Here is a 22540-nt window from a genome sequence, read left to right as displayed (position 1 = left end):
CTCCTGCTGGGAATCAGACTATAGATGGATGAGGTACTAGCTCTGGGGTGAGAAGACCGGGATTTCGGTCTGTAACTTTACTTGAATTATACCAAGTTCCGTTCATCTCGTACGGAAGGCGAGACATTGCCGCTAAAAGCTCACCGGCATCTGTCGCTTTCTCCACCAGCGGGCTGTCGCCAGTCCAGCTGTCGATGAAGTCGTGGAGCCTGCTTCCGTTTCGCGCAACCACGGCATGTGGCTTATTCAGCAAAAGACAAAGGATATGACCATGTAAACGGTTGGTGATTATCCGTTGCGCGCCGGACAGGATCTTCACGCCATAGTCGACATATCGAGCAGCGACATCCTCGTGATGTTGGGCCACCATCTCGGAGCGGCTGAAACCGCGCCGACCGGCTGCCTTCACGACACTCGATTTGCGCATGCGCGACAAACTATTCGGGCCGTTAGTCCAATTGGTAATAGGTCCGTCGACAATTGCTCGCGCTTGAGCGATATCAACGTCGTCCTCTCCAAAAGGCTGCATGACGTATAAAACCCTGAGGGGATCAGCCTCGAACGGTTTGAGCCTTTGAATGCCGAATGCCGTGTCCGGGCCAGCCTCGACATCACAATCGAAGTTGGCTTTTGCCAGTTCGAAACTCTGAGCATCGCGCGTCATGCAATAAAAATTGCGATGCCTCCCAATCGTACGTTTCGCGTACTCCTTAAGCGACTCGTTAGCGAAATGGATTGTTTGCGGCATCTGGATAATCATTCGATCCGGATACTTCCACATCAAACGGTGGCGAATATCATCCCTGCCTGTCCGTGCGTCTCCGAATGTATCCCAGCCGCAAATAAATATTGGAGCATTGCCAGGAGTTGACTTTATTTCATCGATACTTTTGGCGGTGCCGCCAGTAAGTACGGGAAGACGCCCCGTTACTTCTCGTAGAACATTAACCAATCCGAGCCAACTTGCATGGTCGCCGGGATCTTTATTATAAGGAAAGTCCATTATAATGTAAGGTTGTCCTCTCTTAACGAATTTCCTTACCGTTTCAATCAACTTTTCTTGTTGTCGCTGTATTGCAACTTCGCCGAGATGATGCATAAATTCTACTTGAATTAAAAAAATTCAGTCACGGGGTATACCTCCAGGTTTGAAGTGTCAATTGGATGCCCCACTGCTTTAATGTCGCAGGCAAGTGCGCGATCTGCCATGCTTTTAAGGCGCCATTGGTACCGGAGTGCGGACGTTGCCCGCCCCGGGCTTGGCGATGAAACGAACGGACAGCTTCTGGACGACATCTGCGGATGACGGAGTGGCGGGCCGCCGGTTGGCCAAAGTCCGGCCCTTTTGCGCGAGCCGACACCGACAGGTTTTGCGGCGCCATTGATGGAGGCTGCGACCGCTGGAGAACTATGGCCAGCAACAGCATGCGAGACCGGCGTTAACCGACCAGAACCTCGGCGCTGTTGATGATGGTGATGCCATGCGTTCGCATCTCGTCGATGGCGGCGGTGACGCCTTCGGGGGTGATGCCGCGGCTTGCGTCCTCGATGAAGCGGACGCGGACACCCGGCATCATCTCCAACGCGTCGAGCGCGGAGAATTTGACGCAGTAATCGGTCGCCAGCCCGCAGACGTCGAGGTCGGTGACACCCTGGTCCTCAAGGAAATCGGAAAGGCCGGTCGAGGCGTCGCGGTCATTATCGCGGAAGGCCGAATAGCTGTCGATCTCAGGATCCTCGCCCTTCTGCTGGATCAGGTCGATCTCTGCGGATTTGAGTGCGGGATGCAGTTCGGCATCGCGCGTGCCCTGGATGCAATGGTCGGGCCACATCATCTGCGGCTTACCCGACAGCTCCCCCATCTCGAAAGGCGCGGCGCCTGGATGGGCGGAGGCAAAACTGCCGTGGCCCGACGGGTGCCAGTCCTGCGAGGCAACGATCAGATCGTATCTGCCGCTGTCGATCAGGCTGTTTGCGACGGACACCACCTTGTCGCCATCCGGCACCGGCAGATTGCCGCCCGGACAGAAGCCATTCTGAATGTCGACGAGCAGCAGCGCTTTTATCAAGGCCAATCCCTTCGCTTATTCCAGTGTCAGACGCCATGCACATTGAACGCATCAACTAGTGGATTTCCAGACGCCGACGCGCAAGTGTTAATTCTGGTACTAGCGGTAGCAACCAGCTGAAAAAGAATACTCTAATGCAATCAATGAGAGAATTGACGGCCACTCTCGTGTTGAAATAGAAGGGGAGACGTAAGACGCTTTTGCATCTGGCGGATCGAGGCTCCCCCGGCGGAGCCCCATGCCGAACTACGCCGAGGTCACGTCGTCGGCGGGATCACTTGCTGCGGCGGAAGCGCCGTAGGTATTGCGGTGGGCCTGGAGAGCCGTCTGCATGTCGCTCAGCACTTTGGTGAGGAGCGGATCGCTATCGCCCGACGCATTGATTTTGCTCGGATCGGCGGCGAGGAATTCGGACTCGGTCAACTTGCCGTCGCCATTGGTATCCATTGCGGCGAAGACCCCCTTGGAATCGTCGCTCTGATCGCTGCCGTCGCCATGATCGTCGCTGCCGTCGGTCTTCTGCAAGGACAGCATGAGAGACAGGATGTCGGCGGTGATCTTCTTGGCGATATCGGTGCTGCTGTCGTCGCTATCGCCGTCAGTCGCGGTCTTGCCTGACGTCGAGGACTGTGATGCGGCGGCGAGCTCGTCTGGCGAAATGACGCCGTCGCCATTCTTGTCGAGACTGGAGAGCGGAGACTGGTACTGAGTCAATGTGCTGCCGAGAGATGAAACACTGGTCACTTGAACCTCCTTTAAAAAGTTCGTCGTGAAGCCCGCCTTTCATGGACGGGCAGCTTCCGAGCTAAGCTGATTTGCAGAAAGCGTCAAAGCGACGTTTTGACACGTTAACTTTTCGGTTACGAAAAATATCCTGTTGGAATTGTTGTGTTTTTATCAACAGATGGATTCTGTCGAACAGAGTTCTGTGCCGGCGATCCCATGAGATCGCGCTGGCGGGGCTCGCGGAAAGGGCGTTGAGTGCTGCGCCGGTTCTCCGTCGCGACAGCATTTTCGCCCGCCCTTCCGGATGCGCGATGCGAGGGCGATCTTGCTCCCGGCCGCGATTTCTGCCTTTCTTGCTCAGACGCAAGCCGGAAGCGAAAACATGTCCGAGCCAGAGCCGAACGAGAAGATCGATGCGACGTTCCGCAACGGATCGCTGACGGCGACCGGGATCATCCTCGGTTTCTCCCTTAATTTCGTCAGCGTCTGGGTTTCCAATCCCAATGACTGGAGCCGCATCGATATCCTGCCGATGCTGTTCCTGACCATCGGCATAGCCATTCAGGTGAAGGTCTTCGCCGATTTGCTGGCGCGCGATTCCCTCATCGCCGTCAAATACGATCGGTCGCGCCGGCTCTTTCTAATCGGATTGGGAGTCGTCGCCGCGGGGATCGGCATCGCCCTCGTCAATGATATCCTCGGTCTTGGAAGGATGCGGATGCTCGGGTGAGCGTTTTCCCGCCAAGCTGACGCGACGTCAGACGCGCTCGACGAACCCGTCCAGTACCCGCTTCTGTCCAGCCCGGTCGAACTCGATCGTCAGCTTGTTGCCCTCGATGCCGGTGATGTTGCCGTTGCCGAATTTCAGATGGAATACGCGGTCGCCGAGCGTGAACCTCGACGGTTCCGACGAGGTGGATTTTGCCACCAGTTCGCCTTCGATCGTGCGCCCCTTCGGGCCGCTTTCGCCATAGCCGATGCGTTCGACGGCGTGGCCGGAGCGGGAGCCCCAATTGTCGCGCGTGGCGTCGGTCTTGTTGGCCTGGGCGCGTTTCCAGCCGGGGGTGGAATAGGAATTGGCGAAGGGTTCTGCCTTGTCGAAGCGGGACTGGCCGTAGCCGCCGCGGCCGTACCCACCATAGCTCTGCTCCATTTCGGCAACCTCGACATGGGTTTCCGGCAGTTCGTCGAGGAAACGCGAGGGCAGGGTCGATTGCCAGAGGCCGTGGATGCGCCGGTTGGAGACGAACCAGATGTGGCAGCGGTGTTTGGCGCGGGTGATGCCGACATAGGCAAGGCGACGTTCCTCCTCCAGGCCGGCGCGGCCGCTTTCATCTAGCGCGCGCTGATGCGGGAAGAGGCCTTCTTCCCAGCCGGGGAGGAAGACGGTGTCGAATTCCAGCCCCTTGGCCGAGTGTAGCGTCATGATCGAGACGGCATCGAGGTTCTCGTTGGTCTCGGCATCCATGACCAGCGAGACGTGCTCGAGGAAGCCGCGCATCGACTCGAAGCTTTCCATCGAGCGGATGAGTTCCTTGAGGTTCTCGAGGCGGCCAGGGGCTTCGGCACTCTTGTCGTTCTTCCACATGTCGGTGTAGCCGGACTCTTCGAGGATCTGCTCGGCAAGTTCGGTATGCGGTGTGTTTTCAAGCAGTTCCTGCCACCGGCGAAAAGATTGAATCACATCGAAGAGCGCCTTTCGCGCCTTCGGCTTCAGCTCGTCCGTCTCGATGATGTCGGCGGCTGCCGCAAGCATCGGGATATCGCGGGCGCGTGCGTAGTCATGCAGCGCGCGCACCGTCGTATCGCCGAGACCGCGCTTCGGCGTGTTGACGATGCGTTCGAAGGCCAGGTCGTCGGCGGGCTGGGCGACCATGCGGAAATAGGCCATGGCATCGCGGATCTCCAGGCGCTCGTAGAAGCGTGGGCCGCCGATGACGCGGTAATTGAGGCCGAGGGTGACGAAGCGGTCTTCAAATTCGCGCATCTGGAAAGAGGCGCGCACGAGGATCGCCATGTCGTTCAGCAGATGCTTACCGCGCTGAAGCTGCTCGATTTCCTCGCCGATGGCGCGGGCTTCCTCCTCCGAATCCCAAGAGGCGTGGACCTGCACCTTGACGTCGTTTGGATCGGAGCGGTCGGTAAACAGCGTCTTGCCAAGGCGCCCTTCATTATGGGCGATCAGATGGGCGGCAGCCCCGAGAATATGTTCGGTCGAGCGGTAGTTGCGCTCGAGCTTGATGACCTTGGCGCCGGGGAAATCCTTTTCGAAGCGCAGGATGTTGTCGACCTCGGCGCCGCGCCAGCCATAGATCGATTGGTCGTCGTCGCCGACGCAGCAGACGTTCTGCTTCTCGCCCTTGGCGCGCTGGGCGAGGAGCCGGAGCCACATATATTGAGCGGTGTTGGTGTCCTGGTACTCGTCGACGAGGATATAGCGGAAGCGGCCGTGATATTCCTTCAGGAGATCAGGGTTCTTGCGGAAGATCGCGATTGGATGCATCAGCAGGTCGCCGAAGTCGCAGGCGTTCAGCGTCGTCAGGCGCGCCTGATAGGCGAAATAAAGATCGCGGCCGCGGCCGTTGGCAAAGGCACGGGCGTCGCCCTCGGGGATATCGGCCGGGCCGAGCCCCTTGTTCTTCCAGGTGTCGATCATGCCGGCGAACTGCTTGGCCGGCCACCGCTTATCGTCGAGGCCCTCGGCCTGGATCAGCTGCTTGATCAGGCGGACGACGTCGTCTGTGTCGAGAATGGTGAAATCGGAGCGCAGGCCGACGAGCTCGCCATGGCGGCGCAAAAGCTTGACGCCGATCGAGTGGAAGGTGCCGAGCCAGGGCATGCCTTCGACGGCGCCGCCGACCAGCAGCGCGATGCGCTCCTTCATCTCGCGGGCCGCCTTGTTGGTGAAGGTGACGGCGAGGATCTGCGAGGGGAAGGCGCGGCCGGTATTGAGGATATGGGCAATGCGGGTCGTCAGCACGCGCGTCTTGCCGGTGCCGGCGCCGGCAAGCACGAGGACCGGGCCTTCCAGGGTTTCGACGGCTTCGGTCTGCTCGGGGTTCAGCCCGGTAAGATAGTCCGGCCGGCTGCCGCCGTCGCGGGCGGCCATGGCGCGGGCGGCAATGCCACCGGTGGCGGGCGCCCTTCCGGCGGGCCCGGCAGGCGGCTGCGGCTTGCGCGCCATCTCGCCCGGCTCTTCGTCGAAGAAGGGAATATCGTCGAAACTATTGCTCATGGCGCGTAATGTAGTGATTCGGGAAGGAAAGACCAGAAAAGATGTTCTGCTTTCATTCCCAAGCCTCCGCTATCCCAGGGGTTTGCGCATGGCGGCAAGGCCGCGGCGCGCGACCGCTACTACATCACGGAAAAATTTCAGCCGTTCTCTGTCGGAACCCGCGCCGGCCGGGCGTCCTTGGATCATCGGACAGTGGTCCGGGTCAACCGTCAACAAGGAGGCTGTATCATGGCGAAGGTCGTTTCAAATCTCTGGTTCGCGGAGGAAGCACGCGAAGCCGTCGAATTCTATGTGTCCATTATCCCGGATTCCGGGATCGGCCGCAGCACCATTCTTCCGGCGGAAACACCGAGCGGGCCTCCCGGCAGCGTCGAGCTGATCGAGTTCACGCTCGGCAACCAGGCCTTCCTGGCGATGAAGGCCGGCCCGCTGGACAGCTTCAACCATTCCTTCTCGATCGCGATCTTCCTGGAAAGCCAGGCCGAGATCGATCGGGTCTGGGAAGCATTCCTCGCCAATTGCGGCACGCCGGAGGCCTGCGGCTGGCTGAAAGACCGCTGGGGACTTTCCTGGCAGATCGTGCCGCGCATGCTTTCCGAGATGATCGCCGACAACGACCGCGAGCGGGCCAAGCGCGTGACCGAGGTAATGCTTGGTATGGTCAAGATCGATGTCGCCGCGCTGGAGAAGGCATTCAACGGCTGAATTTCGCCGGCGGCAAATGATTCGAACGATTGACTCACGGCCGGCATGCGGCCGTTTCCACCATCTCGGGCATCGATCGGCACATGCTGTCCAGCATCGACTCTGCGCAGATTTGGCTGCCAATCGTCGATTTTTCCGGAACTCGAATCACGGCCGACATTGCACACCCTTTTCATCTTTCTGTCACGTCGCGAAATGTGCTGATACCGCGGGGGTGCTTTTTTCAACTATAATGAGAAACAGTTTCGTAGAGTAAAAATAACCGGTGCATGCACGTTTTTGTGCGTTGCAAGAAACAGCCGGTGAGCGTCGAATATACCTACGAAATTATTGATTCTTAGGAACGTCGTAGCCATCTCGATGGTTATACGACTTTGAGCCTGCGGCATAACCTTAATGGAGGGCCCATGCTGAACGAATCCGTATTCGATGCGTTTACGCGCAGTTACGAAGCGCGCCGCGAAACCGATATGTCGGTGGCCGAGTATCTCGATCTCTGTAAAAAGGACCCGATCGCCTACGCCAACGCGACGGAGCGCCTGCTCTCCGCGATAGGCGAGCCGCAGATGGTCGACACCGCGAGGGATACGCGGCTCGGCCGGATCTTCATGAACAGGACCATCCGGATCTATCCGGCCTTTACCGGTTTCCACGGCATGGAAGAGACGATCGAACGCATCGTTTCCTTCTTCCGGCACGCGGCGCAGGGGCTTGAGGAGCGCAAGCAGATCCTCTATCTGCTCGGCCCGGTCGGCGGCGGCAAGTCCTCCTTAGCGGAGCGGCTGAAGCAGTTGATGGAGGTCCATCCGATCTATGTGCTGAAGGCGGGCGACGAGATCAGCCCCGTTTTCGAAAGTCCGCTCAACCTTTTCGATCCGGAGACGATGGGGTCGCTGCTCCAGGAGCAATACGGCATCCCGCTACGGCGTCTGAACGGGCTGATGAGCCCATGGTGCCTGAAGCGGCTCGACGATTTCGGCGGTGATATTTCCCGCTTCCGTGTCGTCAAAGTTCAGCCTTCGCGGTTGCGCCAGATCGCCATCGCCAAGACCGAGCCCGGAGACGAGAACAATCAGGATATCTCGTCGCTGGTCGGCAAGGTCGACATCCGCAAGCTGGAGACCTACTCGCAGAACGATCCCGATGCCTACAGCTATTCCGGCGGGCTCAACCGCGCCAATCAGGGTGTGCTTGAATTCGTCGAGATGTTCAAGGCGCCGATCAAGATGCTACATCCGCTGCTGACGGCGACCCAGGAAGGGAACTATATCGGTTCCGAGAATATCGGCGCCATACCTTTCTCGGGCATCGTCCTTGCGCATTCGAACGAAGCCGAATGGCAGACTTTCAAAGCCAACAAGAACAACGAGGCCTTCATCGACCGCATCTGCGTGATCAAGGTGCCCTATTGCCTCAGGGTGATGGAGGAGCAGAAGATCTACGAGAAGCTGATCGAGGGATCGGAACTGGCGGATACGCCATGCGCCCCGGCAACGCTTGAGATGCTGGCCCGCTTTTCCGTGCTTTCACGGCTGCGCAAGCACGAGAACTCGACGTTCTTCTCGAAGATGCGCACCTATGACGGCGAGAGCCTGAAGGAAACTGACCCGCGCGCCCGCAGCGTTCAGGAATACCGGGACGCTGCCGGCATCGACGAGGGTATGGACGGCATATCGACCCGCTTCGCCTTCAAGGTGCTTGCCTCCACCTTCAATCACGACACAACGGATATCGGCGCCGATCCTGTCCATCTGATGTATGTGCTGGAACAGGCGATCCGCCGCGAACAGTTTACCGACGATGTCGAGAAACGCTATCTGGAATTCATCAAGGTCGATCTTGCGCCACGTTATGCAGAGTTCATTGGCAATGAGATCCAGAAGGCCTATCTTGAATCCTATGCGGACTACGGACAGAACCTGTTCGACCGCTACGTCGATTATGCCGATGCCTGGATCGAAGACGTAGACTTCAAAGATCCCGATACTGGCCAGCTGCTCGACCGCGAGCTCCTCAACCAGGAATTGACGAAGATCGAAAAGCCGGCAGGCATTGCCAATCCGAAGGATTTCCGCAACGAAATCGTCAAGTTCTCGTTGAGGTCGCGGGCATCCAATGGCGGAAAAAATCCGTCATGGACAAGCTACGAGAAGATCCGGGAAGTGATCGAGAAGCGTATGTTCTCGCAGGTCGAGGATCTTTTGCCGGTCATTTCCTTTGGATCGAAGAAGGACTCGGAAACAGAAAAGAAGCATAGCGAATTCGTCTCGCGCATGGCCGCGCGGGGTTACACGGAGAGGCAGGTTCGGCGCCTCGTCGAATGGTACATGCGCGTCAAACAGGCAAGTTAATGCGGAGCCAATATGCACATTGTCGACCGTCGGCTAAATCCGCGCGGTAAAAGTCTCGAAAATCGGCAACGGTTTCTTCGGCGCATGAAAGGTGCCGTGCAGCAGGCGGTAAAGCGTTCTCTGCAAAACCGAAACATTCGCGATGTGCTCGACGGCGGTGAGATCAGCCTGCCGATCGACGGAATGGCCGAACCGAGCCTTCGGAGGGGCGACGGCGGTACCGCCGATCACATCCTGCCGGGAAACAGAGCTTTCGTGGAAGGCGACATCATTCCGCGGCCGCCGAGCGCGAGGGGCGGAAAGCCAAAAGATGCGGGCGAAGGCGATGGTGAGGACGGTTTCCGCTTCGTGCTCACCCGGGAGGAATTCCTTGATGTATTTCTCGATGACCTGGAACTTCCAGACCTTGCCAAACGGCGTCTAGCCGAAACGGAAGAGGAGACTCCGGTTCGGGCCGGCTATTCCGTCTCCGGATCGCCGTCCAACATCGCCGTCGGTCGCACGACGAGGCTTGCGATGATGCGCCGCGTCGCGCTTCACCGTCCGCGCCGCGAAGAGATCGAAGCCCTGCAGCGGCAGATCGAGGAATGCGAGGACGACGGGAGCCGCCTGGCGCTTGAGGTAAAACTCAAATCCCTGACGGAAAAAAGCCGACGCATTCCCTATATCGATCCGCTCGACGTGCGATATCGCCGTTTCGACAACGAGCCGAAGCCTGTGGCCAAAGCCGTGATGTTCTGCCTTATGGACGTCTCCGGCTCCATGTCGGAACACATGAAGGATCTTGCCAAGCGGTTTTACCTGCTGCTCTATCTTTTCCTGTCGAAGCGCTACAAGAAAGTAGAGATCGTCTTCATCCGCCATACCGACAAGGCCGAGGAAGTCGACGAGGAAACCTTCTTCTACGGTCCGGCGACCGGCGGCACGCTGGTCTCCAGCGCGCTTGTCGCCATGCGTCGGATCATTGCTGCGCGTTTCGATCCGGCAGAGTGGAACATCTATGGCGCCCAGGCCTCGGACGGCGACAACGCCCATTCGGACGGAAACCTGAGCGGACAGCTGCTGCGCGAGATTTTACCACTGTGCCAGTACTTCGCCTATATCGAGGTCGGCGAAGAAGGCGGCGATTCTTCCGTATCCCGTTCACCGCTTTGGATGCTCTATGACGGGATCCGTTCAGAGCTGCTGCCGCTTTCGATGCGCAAGGTCTGCCGGCGAGGCGAGATATTCCCTGTTTTCCACGATCTCTTCCAGAAGCGTGATGCACAGTCGAGGGTGACGCCATGACCATGACGATGAGGCCAAGGGAGCGGCTGTTGTTCGAGGGGGCGGACTGGGACTTTTCCACGCTCCAGCGTATCCACGACGCCTGCGAGGAGATCGCGCTCGGCGAACTCGGCCTCGACGTCTATCCGAACCAGATCGAAGTCATTACCTCTGAACAGATGCTTGATGCCTATTCCTCAACTGGTATGCCGCTCTTTTATCGCCATTGGTCCTTCGGTAAGCACTTTGCGCATCACGAAGCCTTCTACCGCCGCGGCATGCGCGACCTCGCCTACGAGATCGTCATCAACAGCTCTCCCTGCATTTCCTACCTGATGGAGGAGAACACGGCGACGATGCAGACGCTCGTCACCGCGCACGCGGCCTTTGGCCACAACCATTTCTTCAAGAACAATTATCTCTTCAAGCTCTGGACCGATGCGGAGGGCATCCTCGACTACCTCGACTTCGCCAAGGGTTATATCACCCGCTGCGAAGAACGTTATGGCGAAACGGCGGTCGAGCGGACGTTGGATGCGGCGCATGCGCTGATGTCGCATGGGGTGCATCGATATGCGGGCAAGACGACCATCGACCTTCGCCAGGAGGAAAAGCGGCAGCAGGAGCGCCGCGCCCACGAAGAGCAGATGTTCAACGATCTGTGGCGAACGGTGCCCGTCGGCAAGGCCAAAAAGGCGAGCGACGGCGGTTTGGAAAAGCGCCGCGCCGCGCTTGGCCTTCCGCAGGACAACATCCTCTATTTTCTCGAGAAAACCGCGCCGCGGCTGCAGCCATGGCAGCGGGAGATCCTTCGCATCGTCCGGCATGTCGCACAATATTTCCATCCGCAGCGGCAGACCAAGGTGATGAATGAGGGAACCGCCACCTTCGTCCATTACCAGATCATGAACCGGCTTCACGAACGGGGGCAGATCAGCGACGGCAACTTCCTCGAATTCTTGAAGTCCCACTCCAACGTCGTGTTCCAGCCGAGCTACGACGACCGCCGGTTCTCGGGCTTCAATCCCTATGCGCTCGGTTTTGCGATGATGCAGGATATCGAGAGGATCGTCACGACGCCGACGGAAGAAGACCGCGCTTGGTTCCCCGATATATCAGGGCGAGGCGACGCAATGGCGGTGCTGCGCGACATCTGGGCCAATTACCGGGACGAGAGTTTCATCAGCCAATTCCTGAGCCCGCACCTGATCCGCCAGTTGCGTCTGTTCCATCTCTACGATGATCCGGAACAGACGGAAGGGGTTCTGGTTTCGGCGATCCACAATGAGCGCGGATACTTGCGCATCCGCCGCCAGCTCTCCCGCGAATACGATATCGGCTGGACCGATCCGGCAATCGATATCGTCGATGTCGACCTCGCCGGCGACCGCCGCCTGTTGCTGCAACATATCATGATGAATGGCAGCTATCTTCAGGAAGCCGATACCAGGCTCGTCCTGCAACATCTCGCCGATCTCTGGGGCTACGACGTGTTGCTTCAGGAAATCGATGGCTCGAATACCGTGGCCAGAGAACATTCAGCAAGCCCGCGCAAGATCGTTCAATAATCAGCGGTATGCTGAAGGGCGATCATGAGCAATTATCGGTGGCGACAAACGTAAAGCCTTAGTAGGTTATCGGCGTTGCAATCGCCCACTTGATCCCCTGTCGACCAGTTTCAGCCTTTGCAGCGATCTTTCCGGGGACGGATAGTGCGGAGACGAGAGACCCATGAGTGAAACGCGGCGCAAGCTGACGACGATCTTCTGTGCTGACGTGCAGGATTATACCCGGCTGATGGGAGCTGACGAGGAGGGGACGCTTGCGGCGCTGAAGCGTTGCCGGGAAGCGATGGGGCGCCTGATCGAAAGCCATGGCGGCCGTGTCATCAATACATGGGGCGATGGGCTGATTGCCGATTTTCCTAGCGTGGTCGAGGCGGTGCGCGCGGCTGTCGATACCCAGAACGAACTTGCCGGCTTCAACGCCCGCCGCCCGACGGACGGACGCATGCTGTTTCGCATCGGCATCAATCTCGGCGATGTGATCGTCGAAAACGACGATATTTACGGGGACGGCGTCAACATTGCCGCGCGGCTGCAGGCCTCGGCTGCGGCTGGCGGCATCGTGATATCCAGTACCGTTTACGATCAGGTTCGCAACAAGGTCGCGGTCGGTTTCGAGTTTCTCGGGCCGCTGATGGTGAAGAACGTCGATGAAGGCGTGCCGAGCTATGCGGTGAAGATCGGCAATGCCAAGGACGAGACGCCGCCTCCCCAACGATCCGGCCCCGCGCGGCCGCAGCCGGCGGCTGAGATCGCCGAGGCAAGACCGGCACCTGGCAGGCGCAGGCTGTTCGGTGTGCTCGGCGTCATCGCCGCTGTCTTGATCGGCATCAATCTTTTATCGTGGCAGGGCGTTTTCTGGGCGTGCTTTCCAGTGCTTGGGCTCGCCGTCGTCGCGGCGCTCGCCTGGAACCGCGACCAGACGCGGTTCAACCGCAGGATCGCCTCGCTGGCGATCGTGGCGCTCGGCATTGCCGGCATCAACCTTTTCACCTGGACGGGACAGTTTTGGGCCGTGTGGCCGATACTGGGGATTGCGGCTGTGATGGGCCTGCGGTGGTCGATGCGCCGCTAAAGCATGTCGCGCAAAAGTGCGAGGCGCTTTAGAAATCCAACCACATCGACTTGATTCTGTGCTGCACCTCGGCCGACAGCCGGCGGTACGAAGAGATGGCAGGGCTTGTTCAAGCAAAAGTGAGCGACGGGGTTATTTCCATTCTTTGCCGATATTACAAATCGGTAATGCCGCCTGCTTATGCTTGCCGGTAAGCTGTAAACGCGCGATATTGTCGCATCAGACGGGCATCTTGGTCCCGCAGCGCCTCTTTCGACCGACCCTGGCCCAACCTCGAGTCCCTCCGGAGACGTGAATGGCTTTTTGGAAGCAGTTTGTACTTTCACTCATCGTCATTGTTGCCGGCTTCGCCGCATGGGTTTTCTTTGTGCCCGGTGCCGGCGATACGATGCGCGATGCAGGTATTCCAGACAGCTTCGTTTCCAAGATCGCGCCAAAGGCTGAGGGGACGGCGGATGCCGACGCTCCCGCGAGGGCGCAAGGGCAGCAACGTGGTGAGGGGCAGAACCGCCGCAATGGCGGCGGGCGCAACAGCGCCATTCTCGTTGCGACGCAGGCCGTCGTCCAGGGCGTCGTCAACGACCGCCTGAACGCCATCGGCACGGGCGACGCGATCCGCTCGGTCGCGGTCACGCCGCAAGCATCGGGGACGATCCGCGAAATCCTCATCAAGTCGGGCGACAGGGTGAAGGCCGGCCAGGTGCTCGCCACGCTCGACAGCGAGGAGCAGGTGATCGCCCGCGGCCAGGCGGATGTGGCAGTCAAGGCTGCCGTCGAGAAATCCAATCTCTATCACAACATCAAGTCCAGCGTGTCGCGCATGGACGTGTTCGATTCCGAGATCGCCGAACAGGGGGCGCGGCTGCAGCTGCAGGCCGCCGAACTCAATCTCGCCCGCCGCAACATTATCGCGCCGATCGACGGCATCGTCGGCATCGTACCGGTCAACATCGGCGACAACGTCACGACGAGCATCCCGATCGTCACGCTCGACGACCGGTCGGAAATTCTCGTCGACTTCTGGGTGCCGGAGCGCTTCGCCAACACCGTATCGGTCGGCCAACCGGTCGAGGCGATGTCGGTGGCAAAACCCGGACAGGTATTTTCCGGTATGGTCGAGGCCGTCGACAACCGCATAGACGCGGCAAGCCGCACGCTTCGCCTGCGCGCCAAGATCGGCAACAGTTCGGATGAGCTGCGCGCCGGCATGTCCTTCAGCGTCAGCATGAAATTTGCCGGCGACAAATATCCGGCAGTCGATCCCGTCTCGGTGCAGTGGGATTCGCAGGGCTCCTTCGTGTGGCAGGTCAACGACGACAAGTCGCGCAAGGTGCGGGTCAGCGTCGTGCAGCGCAACCCGGATTTCGTGCTCGTCAAGGCCGATCTTAAAGACGGTGACAAGATCGTGACGCAAGGCCTGCAGCGCGTGCGTGAGGGCGGGGCGGTGCGTGTTTCCGGTGACGTGGCCTCGAATGGGGAGGTCGCCACGCAATGAGTGTGACCGAGATTCATCAGGACAGGGCCTCGGGCAAGCAGAGCTTCACCGCGCTTTTCGTTCGCCGGCCAATCCTGGCGCTGGTGTTCAACACGCTGATGGTCGTCGCCGGCCTTGCCGCCTACGTCGGCGTCGAGGTGCGTGAACTGCCGGATGTCGACCGTCCGGTCGTCACCGTGCGCACGACCTTCGACGGCGCATCGCCGCAGACGATCGACCAGGAACTGACCAAGGTGATCGAGGGCGCGGTAGCGCGCGTCAGCGGTCTGAAATCGATCTCATCGACCTCTTCCTTCGGCCAGAGCCGGGTGACGCTCGAATTCTCCGATGCGATCGATCTCGCCGTCGCCGCCAACGATGTGCGTGACGCGATTGGCCGCATCACCCAGAACCTGCCTGACGAAGCGGATGCGCCGCAGATCGTCAAGGCGGATTCGGATTCCTCGGCGATCATGCGTCTTGCCGTCACCTCCACCAAGCTCAACATGGACGACCTGACACAACTCGTCGAAAACGAGGTGATCGACCGCCTCGCATCCGTCGATGGCGTCGCTGACGTTGAGGAATATGGCGACCAGGAGAAGGTTTTCCGCGTCGATGTCGACCAGGGCGCGCTGGCAAGCCGGGGGCTGACCATCGGCGATCTGACGAAGTCGCTCGACAATGCCGCACTCGACGTGCCGGCGGGATCGCTGAAGAGCAATACGCAGGATATCGTGGTGCGCGCCACCGCGAACCTGCAGACGCCGGCAGATTTTTCCAAGGTCATGCTGCAGGACCGTGTCAGGCTTGGCGATGTCGCGACGGTGACGCTCGGACCACGCGACGGCGAAACGGCGCTGCGCTCCAACGGCAAGCCGGGCATCGGCCTCGGCATCATCCGCCAGGCACAGTCGAACACGCTGAACATCTCGACCGGCGTCAAGGCCGCCGTCGAGCAACTGTCGAAGACGCTGCCGGAGGGCACGACGATCGCGATCACCAGCGATGACGCCGTCTTCATCCAGGGTGCGATCCATGAGGTGGTGCTGGCGCTGGTGCTCGCCGCCGTTATCGTCACCGCCGTCATCTATCTCTTCCTGCGCGACTGGCGCGCGACGCTGATCCCGGCGGTCAGCATGCCGGTGGCGCTGATCGGCACGCTGGCGGCGATCTATATGGTCGGCTTCTCGATCAACATTCTGACGCTGCTCGCGATCGTGTTGGCGACCGGCCTGGTCGTCGACGACGCGATCGTTGTGCTCGAAAACATCGTGCGGCGGCGCGCTGAAGGCATGGGGCCGCGTGCGGCCGCCGTGCTTGGAACACGCGAGGTGTTCTTCGCCGTTATCGCCACGACCGCGACGCTCGCGGCCGTGTTCATCCCGCTCTCCTTCTTGCCTGGACAGGTCGGCGGCCTGTTTCGTGAATTCGGCTTCGTGCTCGCCTTCTCCGTCGGGCTGTCGTCGCTGGTGGCGCTGACGCTCTGCCCGATGCTTGCCTCGCGCATGCTGACCAAGCCGATGATCGAGGATCACGGCGCGCTCGGCCGTTTCGGCGGGGCGCTTGCCCGCCTTTATAAATGGGCGCTGCACGGCTGTCTCAACGCCCCCTTCGTCGTCATCCTGTTTTCGGTACTCTTCGCCGGCGCGGCGCTCGTCGCCTTTTCCACGGTCAAGAGCGAACTGACACCCGAAGAGGACAGGTCGATGGTGATGATGCGGCTGACGACGCCGCAAGGATCGAGCCTCGAATATACGCGCGACAAGATGCAGCTCGTCGAGGAATATCTGCAGCCGCTGGTCGACAACGGCGACATCCGCAACGTCTTCTCGATCTCCGGCCAGGGCGGTTCGCTGAACAGCGGCTTCATGGTGTTGACGCTCGCCCCCTGGGGGGAGCGCCATCGGACGCAGGCGGAAATCGTCGCCGACATCAACCAGGCGGCATCACGCGTGCCGGCGCTGCGCGGGAACGCCATCTCCTCCAACAGCCTGCGCATCCGCGGCGCCGGCAGCGGCGTGCAGATGGCGTTGATCGGTAATGATCACGAGGCGCTGACGGCGGCGGCCGCCAAGCTGGTCCAGGCACTCGACGCCACCGGCCAGTACGATACGCCGCGCCTGACCAACGAGCCCAGCCAGGCGCAGGTGTCGGTGGCGATTGACCGCGAGCGCGCTTCCGATCTCGGCATCGACATAACCGGGCTTTCGACGGCGATCCAGTCGCTGCTGGAGGGGCGCTCCGTGGTCGACGTCTTCGTCGACGGCGAATCCTATCCCGTGCTTCTGACTTCGACGACGCGGCCGATCGACGATCCGACCGACCTCGAGAACGTGTTCCTGAAAACCGGCGACGGCAAGATCGTGCCGATGTCGGTGATCGCTACAATGAAGGAAGGTTCGGTCGCGCCGCAGCTCAACCGCGAGCAGCAGCTCGCCTCGGTCGCGATCACCGCCGGCCTGAAGGACGGCATGTCGCTCGGCGATGCGGTCAAGCAGGTGACGCAGCTTGCGCAGCCGTTGCTGCCGGCTGGCGCGCGCCTGCTGCCGCTTGCCGAAGCGGCGACGCTGGAAGAGAATTCGAGCGGCATGGCGCTGACCTTCGGCTTTGCCATCGTCATCATCTTCCTGGTGCTGGCGGCGCAGTTCGAGAGCGTGCTCTCCTCGCTGATCATCATGTCGACGGTACCGCTCGGCCTTGCCTGTGCCGTCTTCGCGCTTGTTATCACCGGCTCCAGCCTCAACATCTACAGTCAGATCGGCCTGGTGCTGCTGGTCGGCGTCATGGCGAAGAACGGCATTCTGATCGTCGAATTCGCCAATCAGCTGCGCGACCGGGGCGAGGACGTGCGCTCGTCGATTGAGAAGGCCTGCGCGTTGCGCCTTCGCCCTGTCATGATGACCATGATCGCCACCATCCTCGGCGGCGTGCCGTTGGTCTTTGCCCATGGTGCGGGCGCCGAAGCGCGCGTCGCGCTCGGCTGGGTGATCGTCGGTGGTCTCGGCTTTGCGACGCTGGTGACGTTGTTCATCACGCCGGTCGCCTATCTGCTGCTTGCCCGCTTCGCCAAGCCGCACGCTCATGAAGAAGCGCGCCTGCACGAGGAGATGGCGGTTGCCACGCGGCCGCGCGCAGCATCCGCCGAGGAGCAGCTTCAGGCCGCCGAATAGAGTTCACATCCGATTTAAGCGCCGCCGGATCCCGTCTGGCGGCGTTTTTATGCGTTATGAACCTTACGAAATAAGATAAATTACTTCCCAAGTTTAGCCGTTTGTTAAGCATAAACGGCAATGATCGTTACCAGTAACCGGCCGGTCTTCTTCATTTCTTGAGGGCTGCAATTCGCTGGAGTTCCAGCGACCCCGGACATGAATGTCCGCGCGGCAACGGTTCATTTCTTGTGTCGTTTGCGTCTGTTTGTGTTTTGGAGTTTAGTTCCCGTGAGTATTTATCAGCGCGTCTCCGTAGACGCGGCGCTTCATGTGCTGCGCGATATCAACCGGAATATGACGGTCACGCAGAACCATATCACGACCGGTATGCGTGTCGCAAAAGCCGCCGACAATGGCGTCTACTGGTCGGTCGCCACCACCGCGCGCACTGACAACAAGGCAGTTTCGGCCGTCCAGGATGCGCTCGGCATGGCGGCTGCGACGATGGGCACAGCCTATACCGGCGTCCAGAACGTCATCGACGTCGTCTCCGAGATCAAGGCCAAGCTGGTCACCGCAACCGAAGACGGCATCGACAAGAACAAGGTCGACGAAGAGATCAAGCAGTTGCAGGAGCAACTGCGCAGTGTTTCGGAATCGGCAACCTTCAACAGCGACAATTGGGTGATCCTCAACAACGACGCGACGCCGACGCAGCCGCGCCAGATCCCGGCTTCCTTCATCCGCAATGCCGACGGGACGGTCTCCGTCGGCATGCTGAGTTATCATATCGACACGACGCCGGTCGGAGCCACGACCTCCAAGGATGCGCGCTACTTGATCGACGACCGTGCCACCGGTTCTGGTGAATACGGCGTGCTGACCTCGTCCAATTTCGCGACCGAACTCGGCGCCGCACAGAACTACGTGTTGATGACGAGCAAGAACGGCACCACCGCCGGCCAGGTGGTGATTTCGGTGGCAACAGGTATGACGACAGGCCAGATCGGGCAGATGATCAGCGTCGTCGATGCCGCGCTGATGCAACTGACGACGGTCGGTTCGGCCTTCGGCGCGCTGGAAAAGCGCATCAACCTGCAGAACGACTTCGCCACCAAACTGCACGACAACAACGCCGCCGGGATCGGCCGGCTCGTCGATGCCGATATGGAGGAGGAGTCCAGCAAGCTCAAGGCGCTACAGACGCAGCAGCAGCTCGGCCTGCAATCGCTGAATATCGCTAATGCCACTTATGATACGGTCAGGCAGTTGTTCCAGAATTTCTAAGGTTGTGAGCCGCCACCCGCCCTCGTGGTTCGAGACGGCCTTGCGGGCCTCCTCACCATGAGGGTTGATTGTTGTGCCTTGCTTCAGCGGTGTCGGCGTGGTCGATCCACTAAAACTGGTGATATCAGCGCATTCCCGCAACATGGCTGCTGTTTCGGCGACTGAAATTTCCCTATCAAGAGGACATCTTCATTTTCTTGCCGCAATCCTTGCCATTTGCTCGCATCAGCTTTGAACGGAGACCGTCCTGTCCATGATCAAGAAATTCCTACTTCTGGCTGTTGCCGCAAGCTATCTCAGCGCTTGCACGACGACCGATCCCTATACCGGTGAACAGAAGGTTTCCAATACGGCGGGCGGCGCGGCGCTTGGCGCTCTCGGCGGCGCTCTCGTCGGCGTAGCTGTCGGTGGCGGCGGCCACGGCAAGCGCAACGCGGCGTTGATCGGCGCCGGCGTCGGCGCACTCGCCGGCGGCGCGATCGGCAATTACATGGACCAGCAGGAATCAGAGCTTCGCGCCCAGCTCGAAGGCACCGGCATTTCGGTGACCCGCAACGGCGACAACATCATCCTCAACATGCCGTCGAACATCACTTTCGACGTCGACCAGGACGCGGTGAAGCCGGGCTTCTATCCGACGCTGAATTCGGTGGCGATCGTGCTGCGCAAATTCAATCGCACGCTGATCGACGTCAACGGTCACACGGATTCGACCGGCAGCCTGCAACACAATCAGGACCTGTCGCAGCGCCGCGCGCTTTCGGTTGCTGATTACCTCGGCGGCCAAGGCATCGACCAGCGCCGCGTGTCAGCCGTCGGCTTCGGCCCTTCGCAGCCGGTCGCTTCCAATGCGAGCGAGGCCGGCCGCGCCCAGAACCGCCGCGTCGAAATTCAGATCGCGCCGATCACCCAGGGCTGAGCCGGATTTTTTTAGTCTTCGAAGCGGCCGGGCCATGCCCGGCCGTTTTTATTACTGCTGCATCGTCGCGCCTTTGGTGATCTTGTCGACGACCTTCTTTTCAGCGCGCAGTGCTATGCCGACCACCTTGGCATCGTCGGGCGCAAACTCGGCGAAGACGGCGCGGTTGGCCGCGTCGTGGCCGGTCGCAAACATTTCCTCGATGAAGAGAGAGGAAGTGATATCGCGCTCCAGCGCACGGCGGTGGACGGCTGACATCGTCGCCTCGTCAGCGGAGAGAACGATGATCGGCTGGATCGATAGCGGATTGTAGAGATTGCCGACACGGTCCTTGTAGGGCTCGCCAATGATCTCGGGATGCCCACCGGCGATGCCGGTCATCAGGAAGGCGGTGACGTTCAGCTTCTGCCAGCCGGCAAGATTGTTTCGCAGGACGACGGCAATTTTGGTATCAAACATCGGACGGTCTTTCATCTCGGGCTATGGAGTATCGGGCGTGTTGAGCCAGGATCTACATCCGCAGGCCTTCGAAGGTCTTGAACGTTTGTGCGCGGGACCATCCGGCAACGCCATCCTGGCGGCGCCGGCTTTTCCCGGCATCGAGCGCATCGAGGCGCAGTTTTCAGGCAATGCCTTCGAGCCGCACCGTCACGACACCTATGCGCTCGGCGTGACGCTGAAGGGGGTGCAGACCTTCCGCTATCGCGGTGAGCAACGTTTCAGCCTGCCGGGCCAGGTGATCGTGCTGCATCCCGATGAGGAGCATGACGGCGGGGCGGGGACCGAGGACGGGCTGCACTATCGCATGCTTTACCTCGAACCGTCGTTGCTTCTCGAATGCCTGGAGGCGGATGGGGTCGGCCTGCCTTTTGTCGGCGAACCGGTCATCGGCGATCCGGCGCTGGCGGGTGTGCTGCTCGCTGCACTCGGCGAACTCGACCGCGAACTGGACGAGCTTTTCGTCGACGATTTCCTGTCGCAGGTGGCGGGCGGGCTGTCCCGGCATGCGTCGATGCCGCGCCGGCCGTTCGGCGGAGTTGCCTGGCGGCAGGCGCGGGCGGCGCGGGATTATCTCGAGGCGCATACAACGCGGCCGGTACGCTCCGGTGAGCTCGAGGCGGTGACCGGGCTCGACCGTTTCGCGCTGTCGCGGCATTTCCGGGCGGCCTTCGCCACCAGCCCGCATCGCTATCTGCTGATGCGGCGGCTGCAGCAGGCGCGGGCGATGATCGGCGCAGGCGAGGGGATTTCGGATACGGCAGCGGCAACGGGCTTTGCCGACCAGAGCCATCTCAACCGGCATTTCAAGAAGGCCTATGGCATGACGCCCGGTCAGTGGGCGACGCTCGCCCACAACTCTGCGCGGCGCTTTATACGGGATTTTCCGCAAGGCCGGAACGGCGGGCGATGAAGCGGGCGAGCATCGGGCCTATCATCAGGATCACCATGAAACGGCCGGTCTGCATCGCCATGACGAAGGGCACGTCGACATCGCTGGAGGCAGCGATGATGGCGACGGAATCGGCGCCGCCGGGGCTGGTGGCGAGATAGGCCGTCAGCGGGTCGATGCCGGCGAAGATATGGAGGGCCGCCGCCATGCAGCCGCAGAGCGCCATCAACAGCACGATGCAGGCCGCACCCGCGGCAGGGCGCGCGCCACGTGTTCAAGGATCGAGCGGGTGAAACGCAGGCCGATGCTCCAGCCGACGAGCGCATAGGCGATGGCAAGCAGCCACATCGGCAGCTCGATCTTCAGGAGGCCCGAGCCCTGCAGAAAGGCGCCGAGAAAGAGCGGGACGATGATCGTGCCGCCCTGGATGTGCAGACGTTTTACGCCGTAGGTACAAGAGGCCGCAAAAACTAACGTCGTCGCAAAGGCCGGCCAGTCGACCTCGGGGAAGAGGACGAGCGGCGGCGGCTCGGCGCCGTCGGCCGCCACCCACAGGCGCGAGATCACAGAGGCGCCGACGGCGACGAAGACCACGCGCAGATATTGCATGAAGGCGACGAGGCGGGCGTCGGCGCCATAGGCCTCCGACATGATGACCATGGCGGACGCGCCGCCCGGCGAGGAGCCCCAGACGGCAGTCGTTCCCGGCAGCACCTGCCAGTGTGTCAGCAGCCAGCCGAGGCCGGTGGCGATGGCGATGACCGAGAAGATGAACAGCAGAAAGAGCGGTGCGTCCTTTGCCATGGTGCCGAGAATATCTGGCGTAATGGTGCGCGCCATCATGAGGCCGACGAGAACCTGACCGAGCTGCAGCGGCCACAAGGGCACATCAAGCTTTCCCTTGCCGACGGTGAGCGCCAGCAAGATCGCTGCGACCATCGGCCCGATCAGCAGCGAGGCCGGCAGAGCGAAGAGTTCGAGGAAGACGGTGAAAGCGAGCGAAAGCGCCAGCAGCAGCGCCCATTTCGGCAGGCCGGTATCGTGCAGCAGGCGGCTTGCGTCGCTCGGTGACATGTCCCCGTATCTTTCCTGGCCGGCGCCAAGCTCTGAGGCTGAAGGTGGGAGGATGCCCCGGCATGACAAAGAGCGGCCGGTGGCAAAAACCGCCTGGCGCGGGTCCGGTATAGGCGGGTGCGAGGCGGACGGTCAATCGCGAAATCGGGCTTTATCGGCGTCCTGAACTGCGAAATTGATTCATCCGGCCGCTTCAAGTCATTGTTTTCATGCGCGTCGTTGGTCGCGGATCCTGCTGGTTTGACCGAG

Annotated in this window: 16 protein-coding genes and 1 pseudogene; 11 read left to right on the top strand and 6 right to left on the bottom strand. The window is 60.6% G+C overall.

Features of this window, described 5'->3' with window-relative positions:
* Positions 1–13: 13 nt before the first annotated feature.
* The 3 genes from GR197_RS17420 to GR197_RS17410 form a co-directional block, all read right to left on the bottom strand.
* Positions 14–1099 carry a polysaccharide pyruvyl transferase family protein gene (locus tag GR197_RS17420; RefSeq protein WP_164011667.1) on the bottom strand — a complete coding sequence of 362 codons (1086 nt, stop codon included), beginning with the start codon at positions 1097–1099 and terminating at the stop codon, positions 14–16.
* A 340-nt stretch (positions 1100–1439) separates the two neighbouring features.
* Positions 1440–2075, bottom strand: a complete 636-nt coding sequence (pncA, locus tag GR197_RS17415) for a bifunctional nicotinamidase/pyrazinamidase (protein WP_204330256.1) — start codon at positions 2073–2075, stop codon at positions 1440–1442.
* Positions 2076–2315: 240 nt separating this feature from the next.
* Positions 2316–2813, bottom strand: a complete 498-nt coding sequence (locus tag GR197_RS17410; RefSeq protein ID WP_164011665.1) for an EF-hand domain-containing protein — start codon at positions 2811–2813, stop codon at positions 2316–2318.
* A 364-nt stretch (positions 2814–3177) separates the two neighbouring features.
* Here GR197_RS17410 and GR197_RS17405 point away from each other — a divergent pair, with 364 nt between their 5' ends.
* On the top strand, positions 3178–3525 hold the full coding sequence (locus GR197_RS17405; protein WP_164011663.1) for a hypothetical protein: 348 nt from the start codon (positions 3178–3180) through the stop codon (positions 3523–3525).
* A 27-nt stretch (positions 3526–3552) separates the two neighbouring features.
* Here the strand turns inward: GR197_RS17405 and GR197_RS17400 are convergent, their stop codons facing one another.
* Positions 3553–6030 carry an ATP-dependent helicase gene (locus GR197_RS17400; protein ID WP_164011660.1) on the bottom strand — a complete coding sequence of 826 codons (2478 nt, stop codon included), beginning with the start codon at positions 6028–6030 and terminating at the stop codon, positions 3553–3555.
* Positions 6031–6258: 228 nt separating this feature from the next.
* Here GR197_RS17400 and GR197_RS17395 point away from each other — a divergent pair, with 228 nt between their 5' ends.
* The 9 genes from GR197_RS17395 (at position 6259) to GR197_RS17355 (ending at position 19827) form a co-directional block, all read left to right on the top strand.
* Positions 6259–6735 carry a VOC family protein gene (locus GR197_RS17395; RefSeq protein ID WP_164011658.1) on the top strand — a complete coding sequence of 159 codons (477 nt, stop codon included), beginning with the start codon at positions 6259–6261 and terminating at the stop codon, positions 6733–6735.
* Positions 6736–7142: 407 nt separating this feature from the next.
* The gene (locus tag GR197_RS17390) at positions 7143–9086 is read left to right on the top strand and encodes a PrkA family serine protein kinase (RefSeq protein ID WP_164011656.1); all 1944 of its coding nucleotides are present in this window, start codon (positions 7143–7145) and stop codon (positions 9084–9086) included.
* A 12-nt stretch (positions 9087–9098) separates the two neighbouring features.
* The gene (locus GR197_RS17385) at positions 9099–10373 is read left to right on the top strand and encodes a YeaH/YhbH family protein (protein WP_164011654.1); all 1275 of its coding nucleotides are present in this window, start codon (positions 9099–9101) and stop codon (positions 10371–10373) included.
* Positions 10370–11920, top strand: a complete 1551-nt coding sequence (locus GR197_RS17380; protein WP_164011652.1) for a SpoVR family protein — start codon at positions 10370–10372, stop codon at positions 11918–11920. The genes GR197_RS17385 and GR197_RS17380 overlap by 4 nt, the downstream gene beginning before the upstream one ends.
* Positions 11921–12083: 163 nt before the next feature.
* The gene (locus GR197_RS17375) at positions 12084–12992 is read left to right on the top strand and encodes an adenylate/guanylate cyclase domain-containing protein (protein WP_164011650.1); all 909 of its coding nucleotides are present in this window, start codon (positions 12084–12086) and stop codon (positions 12990–12992) included.
* A gap of 295 nt (positions 12993–13287) precedes the next feature.
* Positions 13288–14487, top strand: coding sequence for an efflux RND transporter periplasmic adaptor subunit (locus GR197_RS17370; protein WP_164011647.1), 1200 nt, complete (start codon positions 13288–13290; stop codon positions 14485–14487).
* Positions 14484–17639 carry an efflux RND transporter permease subunit gene (locus GR197_RS17365; RefSeq protein WP_164011645.1) on the top strand — a complete coding sequence of 1052 codons (3156 nt, stop codon included), beginning with the start codon at positions 14484–14486 and terminating at the stop codon, positions 17637–17639. Before GR197_RS17370 ends, GR197_RS17365 begins: the two co-directional genes overlap by 4 nt.
* A gap of 270 nt (positions 17640–17909) precedes the next feature.
* A complete protein-coding gene (locus GR197_RS17360; protein WP_164011643.1) occupies positions 17910–18908 on the top strand; it encodes a flagellin in 999 nt (332 codons plus the stop codon).
* 253 nt (positions 18909–19161) lie between these two features.
* Positions 19162–19827, top strand: a complete 666-nt coding sequence (locus tag GR197_RS17355) for an OmpA family protein (protein ID WP_003564977.1) — start codon at positions 19162–19164, stop codon at positions 19825–19827.
* Positions 19828–19878: 51 nt separating this feature from the next.
* On the opposite strand, the gene GR197_RS17350 is transcribed toward GR197_RS17355, so the two are convergent.
* Entirely contained in the window at positions 19879–20286 is a 408-nt protein-coding gene (locus GR197_RS17350) for a DUF2000 family protein (protein WP_164011641.1), read from the bottom strand.
* A 40-nt stretch (positions 20287–20326) separates the two neighbouring features.
* Between GR197_RS17350 and GR197_RS17345 the strand changes: the two genes are divergently transcribed.
* Positions 20327–21238 (top strand): AraC family transcriptional regulator, encoded by a 912-nt coding sequence (locus GR197_RS17345; protein WP_164011639.1) that lies wholly within the window; start codon positions 20327–20329, stop codon positions 21236–21238.
* On the opposite strand, the pseudogene GR197_RS17340 reads toward GR197_RS17345, so the two are convergent.
* Positions 21198–22291 (bottom strand): annotated as a pseudogene (locus GR197_RS17340) (AbrB family transcriptional regulator). The gene GR197_RS17345 and the pseudogene GR197_RS17340 overlap by 41 nt on opposite strands.
* Positions 22292–22540: the final 249 nt, after the last annotated feature.

Source organism: Rhizobium phaseoli, assembly GCF_010668805.1.
Taxonomy (GTDB): Bacteria; Pseudomonadota; Alphaproteobacteria; order Rhizobiales; family Rhizobiaceae; genus Rhizobium; species Rhizobium phaseoli_A.
Note: the sequence above shows the minus strand (reverse complement) of the source record. Positions and strands in the feature narration are given on the sequence as shown.